The sequence below is a fragment of the Mesorhizobium album genome (assembly GCF_033977205.1).
Classification (GTDB): domain Bacteria; phylum Pseudomonadota; class Alphaproteobacteria; order Rhizobiales; family Rhizobiaceae; genus Mesorhizobium; species Mesorhizobium album.
In genome coordinates this window covers 1-7,612 of the sequence record NZ_JAVIIW010000092.1, presented here as the reverse complement: position 1 = coordinate 7,612, position 7,612 = coordinate 1, and the positions used below count along the sequence as shown (strand labels likewise).

The 7,612-nt window shown below is 55.9% G+C and carries 6 protein-coding genes and 2 pseudogenes; 6 read left to right on the top strand and 2 right to left on the bottom strand.

The features are described 5' to 3' along the window. The coding region (locus RFN28_RS34080; protein ID WP_320291516.1) for a CoA transferase at nt 1-405 on the top strand (405 nt) is incomplete at its 5' end. A 242-nt stretch (nt 406-647) separates the two neighbouring features. Here RFN28_RS34080 and RFN28_RS34075 read toward each other — a convergent pair. Beyond that, nucleotides 648-1,227, bottom strand: a pseudogene (locus RFN28_RS34075) (helix-turn-helix domain-containing protein); the annotation flags it as partial. 1,208 nt (nt 1,228-2,435) lie between these two features. Between RFN28_RS34075 and RFN28_RS34070 the strand changes: the two are divergent. The 4 genes from RFN28_RS34070 (at nt 2,436) to RFN28_RS34055 (ending at nt 6,809) form a co-directional block, all read left to right on the top strand. Beyond that, nucleotides 2,436-3,527, top strand: a complete 1,092-nt coding sequence (locus RFN28_RS34070; RefSeq protein ID WP_320291515.1) for an ABC transporter ATP-binding protein — start codon at nt 2,436-2,438, stop codon at nt 3,525-3,527. Between the two features lie 80 nt (nt 3,528-3,607). Next, nucleotides 3,608-4,654, top strand: coding sequence for an ABC transporter substrate-binding protein (locus RFN28_RS34065; protein WP_320291514.1), 1,047 nt, complete (start codon nt 3,608-3,610; stop codon nt 4,652-4,654). 65 nt (nt 4,655-4,719) lie between these two features. Continuing rightward, nucleotides 4,720-5,970, top strand: a complete 1,251-nt coding sequence (locus RFN28_RS34060) for an ABC transporter permease (RefSeq protein WP_320291513.1) — start codon at nt 4,720-4,722, stop codon at nt 5,968-5,970. A gap of 8 nt (nt 5,971-5,978) precedes the next feature. After that, nucleotides 5,979-6,809 carry an ABC transporter permease gene (locus tag RFN28_RS34055; RefSeq protein WP_320291512.1) on the top strand — a complete coding sequence of 277 codons (831 nt, stop codon included), beginning with the start codon at nt 5,979-5,981 and terminating at the stop codon, nt 6,807-6,809. An 8-nt stretch (nt 6,810-6,817) separates the two neighbouring features. Here the strand turns inward: RFN28_RS34055 and RFN28_RS34050 are convergent. Further along, nucleotides 6,818-6,946 (bottom strand): annotated as a pseudogene (locus RFN28_RS34050) (IS66 family transposase zinc-finger binding domain-containing protein); the annotation flags it as partial. Between the two features lie 103 nt (nt 6,947-7,049). Here RFN28_RS34050 and tnpA point away from each other — a divergent pair. Next, nucleotides 7,050-7,403, top strand: coding sequence for an IS66-like element accessory protein TnpA (gene tnpA, locus RFN28_RS34045; protein ID WP_320291511.1), 354 nt, complete (start codon nt 7,050-7,052; stop codon nt 7,401-7,403). Nucleotides 7,404-7,612: the final 209 nt, after the last annotated feature.

Below are 7,612 nucleotides of genomic sequence, written 5' to 3'. Positions count from 1 at the left end.
GATCGCGAATGGGTGAGTTTTTGCGAGAAGTTCCTGAAGCAGCCGGAACTTACACGCGCACTTGGTTTTGCCGATAATATGGAGCGCCTCAGTCACCGCGCGCAACTTGATGAGATCCTTGAACGGCGGTTTTCTGAATTGTCCTGCCACGAAGCAATGCAGGAGCTTGAGGCGGCCGGACTGGCGTATGGCCGACTGAATGAAGTGGCCGATGTTTCAAAACATCCACACGGCCGCAGAGTCGAGATTGGCACGCCTGAAGGAAGCGTCGAGACGATCGCGCCGGCGGCAATTTTCAATTATGAGCAGCCCTCGCTACGCCCGGTTCCGGCTCTTGGCGCTAATAGCGAGGCTGTCCGCAAGGAGGTGCTGGGGCTTTTGCGCGACAGAGCCGCGTCAGCGTGAGCGCGCGTCTGAGTATGGGGAGTGCGCTCGCGGTTTGCGAAAAGCCTGTGTACCTCGGATCATCTCAGCGCATCGGCCATCCAGCAAGCCCACTGCTAGGCAGCCGGAGTGTGTTTAGTCTGTTGACGTGACGAGATGGACAGTAAGCGGTTAACTGATGGCGTCTGGCTTGAAGTTCCAGGGCATGAGCATTTCGATTTCGGCTACGGGCCAGCGCTGAGCGATGCGGGTCAAGGTCTGGGAGCGCGCCTGGCGACATGGCGGCTGATCTCGTCGAGATGAAGTTGCATGGCCTCGGTGTCGGAGAAGGGTAGCGCCAGCCCTGCTCCTATGCCACGTGCCGGGCAGATGGCGCCGAACAGATAGGCGCTTTTGTAGCGCTGGTCGGCCGGCTGACGGGGCCGCGTGCCCCGCCTTGCCCATTGCCGCACAATGCCGATAGTCGACGCCGAAGCGTTCCTTGATGAGTTTCTGGAGATCGACACGCCGCCAACGCACGACCCCATTGACGGCGTTGTCTGGACCCGTCTCGACGATCCTTGCCAGTTCTGCTTTCTGCACCGCGGACAGGCGCGGCTCAGGGCCCCCATTCCAGGCATCCTTGAGGCCGCACGGACCAGCGTCGTTGAAGCGATGCACCCAGTCCCGCAGCGTCTGCCTGTCCATACCGCCGACCCGCGCCGCATCCTCACGGCTCATCCCGTCGAGAACCACGGCCAGCGACAACAGCCGACGGCTCTGCTTGCAATCCCTCGAACTCTTGCCCTGCCGTCGCAGTTCGGCTACCGAATAGTCCATCCGCATCTCGATCGCTGATCCCATGGCGCGAATCTCCTCTCACGCCAAACAATCATGAACCCGTGCAGACCGGAATCCCCCGAGAGTCAGCCGTCAAAGCCGTTGGTATAAGCACTTCCAATAGCCCCTTGGAGAGGAATCGCAGTTGTCTGAAAATAGTTAACCTTCCCTGCTAAATGCCGACAGGGCATTGCATCTTCTGCGAGTGGAGGTAGCTGCCGATTGGATTGACGATAATGGTCATATGACCGTGTATCGGCACACATACTGATTCGAGGAAGCTTCTGGTGCACTTCTTAAACTAATTGGGAGCCGATCCCGAAGCATATTAAAAGTTGATATGGTTACTATACGGTAGAGAGCAATGTCCGATTGTTAGCGGAAGCGAAACTTTGTACTTATTTGACGTAACCGCACAACTGCTTCCATCAGATGGTAATAATATTCATACTTTCTTGTGGTTGCATAGAGCATCTGACGGGCGATTGTTAGCGACCTACGAAATTTTGATGATCCATGTCTCGTCAAGTCAAGGGTGCTCCGTAGCACCCCTGCCCAAGATCATGACCGGGCTGGAGCCATTATTGGATGCCCATGCAGACCTCCTGCCGCCCCATGGAATGGGGCGGTCAGTTGGGGTGGGAAGCGGTCGCGATAGCTGAACTTTCGCTTCCTAAGCTTAGGTATCCTTTCTGACGATGGGCAGCTTTGGCTGCACTCGCAATCCGTATGCCAGTCGGCGTTGCCTTGGCTTTCGGGAGATCGCGGGGAACGACCCTTTGCGGTGCGCCCCTTATTGGTGTTCGCCTCCATCTTGAGTCGAGATGATGATGATATTGAAATTGCGTTTGACGGGGTGGGCAGGTGGCCATCAGATGGCAATGCAATTGTTTATTCACACTAACATCTTCGGGAGCTGTGAACTGGTCGCTCCAAAAAAATGAAAAGTGGAGGAGAACTAAGATGGGCAAATGGGCGAGAATCAACGGCCACAAAAATCCGACGCTAATTTCGGTCGCACTCCGCAGCAGGAGCGTCCTACCGACCTTCACGGTCGCAGTGAACTAGGTATGAAAATGCGCCATTTGGCCAACCGCAGACTCGCCTCGAGTTCCGACGTCCGCGGTCCCCATCGAACGCTCGGGACGCTGCCATCATTCCAAAGCAAGCGCAGTGACCAGATAACGGGTGTCACGGTGGCGGGGCAAGCGCCAAAGTCGGGGATAGGATTTATGCTGGGCACGGACGATACCTTTGTCAAGTTTTCCGATGTTCAGAAGACTTACGACGGCGACACGCTGGTCGTTAAAAAACTCAATCTCGACATTGCTCGGGGTGAATTTTTGACCCTGCTGGGGCCCTCTGGTTCTGGCAAGACGACGACCCTCATGATGCTCGCCGGCTTTGAGGTGCCCACTCAGGGCCGGATTCTTCTAGAGGGGCGTCCGATCGATAACCTACCTCCGCACAAACGCGACATAGGCATGGTCTTTCAGAATTACGCGCTTTTTCCGCACATGACGGTGGAGGAGAACCTTGCCTTCCCTCTCAAGGTTCGGAAACTCAGCAAGATGGAGACCGAGACGAGGATCAAGCGGGCATTGGACATGGTCCAGCTTGGCGCTTATGGCAAGCGTCTGCCGGGGCAGCTCTCGGGTGGTCAGCAGCAACGCGTCGCGCTTGCCCGCGCCCTCTGTTTTGACCCCAAGCTGGTGCTGATGGACGAGCCGCTCGGCGCGCTTGACAAACAATTGCGCGACCAGATGCAACTCGAGATAAGGCACATCCACAAAGCTCTGGGCGTCACGATTGTCTATGTCACACATGATCAGGGCGAGGCGCTGACTATGTCGGATCGCGTAGCGGTATTCAACGATGGGCTCATACAGCAACTTGGCTCGCCGGCCGACCTGTACGAGCAACCGCAGAATGCGTTTGTTGCGCAATTTGTTGGAGATAACAACCTACTGCGCGGCCAGGTGATCGCAATGGAGGGTACAAACTGCACGGTAGAGATATCGGGTGCGGGCAATGTGCACGCCCTTGCGATCAATGCCGAACCCGTCGGTCTGCCGGCAGTGATATCATTGCGCCCGGAACGAGTAAAACTGAATCCGGCGCCGGGTTCCCTGCCAAATATCTTTAATGCCCGTGTCGAGGAGGTGATTTACCTGGGCGATCATGTGCGAACTCGAGTGTCGGTTGGCGGCCATGATCTCGTGATCAAGCTGCCCAACTCCGATAGTAGGGTGCAGATTGATCCGGGTGCCCAGATCACAATTGGCTGGAAAATGCAAGACTGTCGGGCGCTCAATGCCCGATGACTGCCGGGAAATCTAATCTTTAGCACGCTTCGGATGCGAGGCGAACCAAGGGGAAGGCAATGAGAAGCCGGGTAAAAAGTATGAGAGCTCTGGCGGTGATTGGATTGGTCGCTGGTTCGTCTGTAATGGCGAAACCGGGTGTAGCGGCCGACCAAGTTAGGATAGCCTCGTGGGGAGGGGCATTTCAGCTGGCCGAACGCAAAGCCTGGTACGAACCTTTCTCCAAAGAGACTGGTATCGCGGTCGTTGAAGATGAGTACAGTGGCGAAGCCGGCAAAATCCGGGCTATGGTTGAGTCCAAAGCTGTAACTTGGGATGTAATCGATGGATATAATGTTTGGGTCAACCAACTGTGTGACGAGGGCCTGCTGGAAAAGATAGACTGGGCCAAGCTGGGACTTGATCGATCCAAGTTCTTAGACGGTGAAAAGTATGATTGCGGGGTGCCCTCAGTCTTAACAAGTGGCGTTATCGCATATGACAAAGATAAGCTGGCGGATGGCCCGAAGACCATCTCCGACCTGTTCGATACAAAGAAGTTTCCGGGCAAGCGCGGACTTGAGAAGATTCCCGAAACCAATCTTGAATGGGCACTAATCGCCGACGGCGTGCCAGTGAAGGATGTTTATAAGGTCCTTAGTACGACCGAAGGCGTGGACCGGGCCTTCAAGAAGCTCGATACAATCAAGAAGGACATTGTCTGGTGGGAGGCATTCGCGGTACCCCCCCAACTTCTCGCGGACGGTCAGGTTGTGATGACCTCCGCTGCTAACGGCCGTATCTTCGACGCCAACAAGAACTCCGGTAAGCATTTCGAGATCATGCGGGACGCCCAGATTTGGGGAGTGTCAAACATCTGGGTCATTCCAGCGGGCACACAACGGTTGGACGAAGCATATAAATTCATCGGCTATGTAGCCTCAGCTCAAGTACAACCCATGCTAACAAAATACATCCCATACGGACCCGCGAACAAGGATGGAATGGCGCTGGTCGATCCCGATGCATTACCCTACGTTTCGAACGCTCCCCAGAATCTGGTCGGTGCCTTACAGACTGATCCAAACTTTTGGAATGACCATGGCGTCGAACTACATCAGCGCTTTACCGCTTGGCTTGCCAACTAGGCGCGATTGCCGGGAAGGACTTCCGTCCTTCCCGGCACCTGACTCATGAACGCGGAGAGGAACCGATGGCGACGGCAATGGCTAGAAGCGCCGGCAGCGGGGAGGATCTTGTGCTGCACGCGCAGCTTCAGCGTTCAGTGCGCCGGCGCAAGATAGGGGCACTTGCGCTAGTACTGCCACTACTATTGTTCCTCGTAGTAACATTTGTATTTCCGATCGCCCGGATGATGTTCAATGCAGTCCATGATGAGACACTGCTGGAACTGATGCCACGAACGACGGTTTCGCTAGCTGCCTGGGATGGAAACGACCTTCCCGGTGAGCAAAGTTATGCTGCTCTTGTCGAGGATCTAAAGGATGCGTGGGAGCGCAGGACGATGGGCCAAATCGCCGTGCGAATGAACTATGAGCTATCAGGCACTGGAAGCCAGTTTACGGCCAGCGCCCGAAAGGCGAGCGCGCTTTTGGCCGGTCCCTATAAGCCAGTGCTAATCAAGATAAGCCCGCTTTGGGAACGTAAGGACGTCTGGAGCCTCCTTAAGCGCGGAAGCTCGCCGTATACCGCGTACTATCTGTTACGCTCAGTCGACTACCAATATGGACCCGACAGCCAAATCGTGGCTACACCACCGGAAACCGCGATCTTCCGCGCCGCTTTCCTGCGTACACTTGGCATAAGCGTTGCCGTAACCGCCGCTACGCTTCTTTTAGGCTTTCCGGTAGCTTACCTTTTGGCGACGTTGCCGCCAAAATCCAGCAATCTGCTAATGATCATGGTCGTCCTGCCATTCTGGACCTCCATGTTGGTGCGGACGATCGCGTGGGTGGTCCTCTTGCAGCATAACGGTGTTGTCAACCAGGCGCTGATGGGGCTAAATATTATAGCGCATCCCGCAGATCTTATCTATACGCGATTCGCAGCAATTGTTGCAATGACTCAGATCCAATTGCCTTTCACACTACTTCCAATCTATAGTGTGATGAGGACGATCCCACCGAGTCATCTTCGCGCCGCACGGTCACTAGGTGCCGGTTCGTTCTACGCCTTCTGGAAAGTTTACTTTCCTCAGACACTGCCGGGCATTGCTGCGGGATGCCTGCTAACCTTTATCCTATGCCTTGGTTATTATATCACTCCGGCTCTGCTCGGCGGTCCAAGTGACCAGATGATAGGGTATTACATCGCTAACTATACGAACAAGGAGCTAAACTGGGGCTTGGCTTCAGCGCTCGGCGCAATCCTTCTCGTTGCAACTATCCTCCTTTACTACGTTTTTGACAAGCTGGTGGGCGTGGACCGGTTAAGAGTGAATTAGGTGATCTCATGTCTGCTTTGGTTTATGCATCCTCGGCCGAAAAGGTTTGGTATTACGTGCATCGCGTCATCTGTGGCGCGGTGATATTATTTCTTGTACTGCCAATTGTGGCAGTAATTCCTCTCTCGTTCAATTCAGTGCCTTTCTTCACGTATCCCATGTCTGGATTTTCATTCCGCTGGTATGAGGAGTTCTTTGTGTCATCCCGATGGCAGGGCGGCTTGCAAAACTCGATATTTGTCGCTGCAGCGGCGACGCTACTGTCGACCGTTTTGGGAACGCTGGCCGCACTCGGACTTAGCCGGCCAACTTTCCCCTGGCGTACGGCAGTAATGAGCATAGTGATCTCACCCATGATCGTGCCGACCGTCATCACAGGGGTGGCAGGATATTTCTTTTACGCGTACCTGGGACTTGTGAACTCTTATACGGGGTTAATCTTGGCACACACGACGATTGCTGCGCCTTTTGTGGTAATCACCGTAAGCGCGACTCTAGTCGGCTTCGATTACTCCCTCGTTCGTGCGGCAGCTGGCCTCGGTGCGCCGCCGGTCACAATCTTTTTTAAAATTGTTTTGCCGCTCATATTTCCTGGCATGATTGCTGGTTCCCTCTTTGCCTTCGCGACTTCCTTCGACGAGGTTGTGATCGCACTTTTCATTGCCGGCCCCCAGCAGCGGACTTTGCCCCTGGTGATGTTTTCGGGAATCCGAGAGCAGATTAGTCCAACCATACTCGCCACCGCTGCCGTATTGGTTTTGTTTGCCATCGCAATGTTGACGGCGGTTGAGCTCTTGCGTAGGCGCTCTGAGCGCCTTCGCGGTATTCAGAATACTTGATGGCACGTGCTCCGGATCACCTTCCACTGGCGCGGGATCACTTTCAGCGTCTCCGTCACGTCCTCGCCCAGCTTCGACAGTTTCGCCGATCCGCAGCAGGGACAGCTTTCGGGCGCGGCGATGACGACGCGCCCGCGCGCGTAGGGTACGTCTCCGGCGAGGGCCGCCTTGCGCGAGCATGGCATGGTAGCGAGGCTGCGCTCTTAAGGTCGTCCTTACGAGCGTAGTTAGCAGCACAGCATGAGCCATGTGACGTTATTGACCGGGCCTGAGCGTCGTCGTCGTTGGAGTGAAGAGGATCAGTGCCGGATACTGGCCGCGGCATTCGCACCCGGGTCCACGGTAGCGGCGGTAGCGCGTCAGTACGATGTCGCGACCAGCCTGATCTATAAGTGGCGGCGCACGGTGAGAACCCGCGAGATGGGCTTTGCCGAAGTCGTCGTGGTCCCCGATAAGCCTGTCGCCGCTTCGGTGCCGGCGGCGCCACCAGCGGTGATCGAGCTGGAGATCGCCGGCAAGATGCGGCTGCGGATTCCGCTGACCACGCCACCGACACTGGCGGCGGCGATGGTGAAGGCGCTGGGCGTTTCATGATCCCGGTTCCGAGCCAGGTGCGGATCTGGTTGGCGGTCGGCTGGACCGATATGCGTCGCGGGATGCAAGGCCTGGCTCTGCAGGTTCAGGAGACATTGGGGTAAGCGGTGCATCAAGGCACCTTGCAATAGGCCGATGAACATGGAGCTTTCGCGCCATGACATTGGAGCATGCAAAGGGCGATGTGGTCGCCGATATCAGCCGCACCG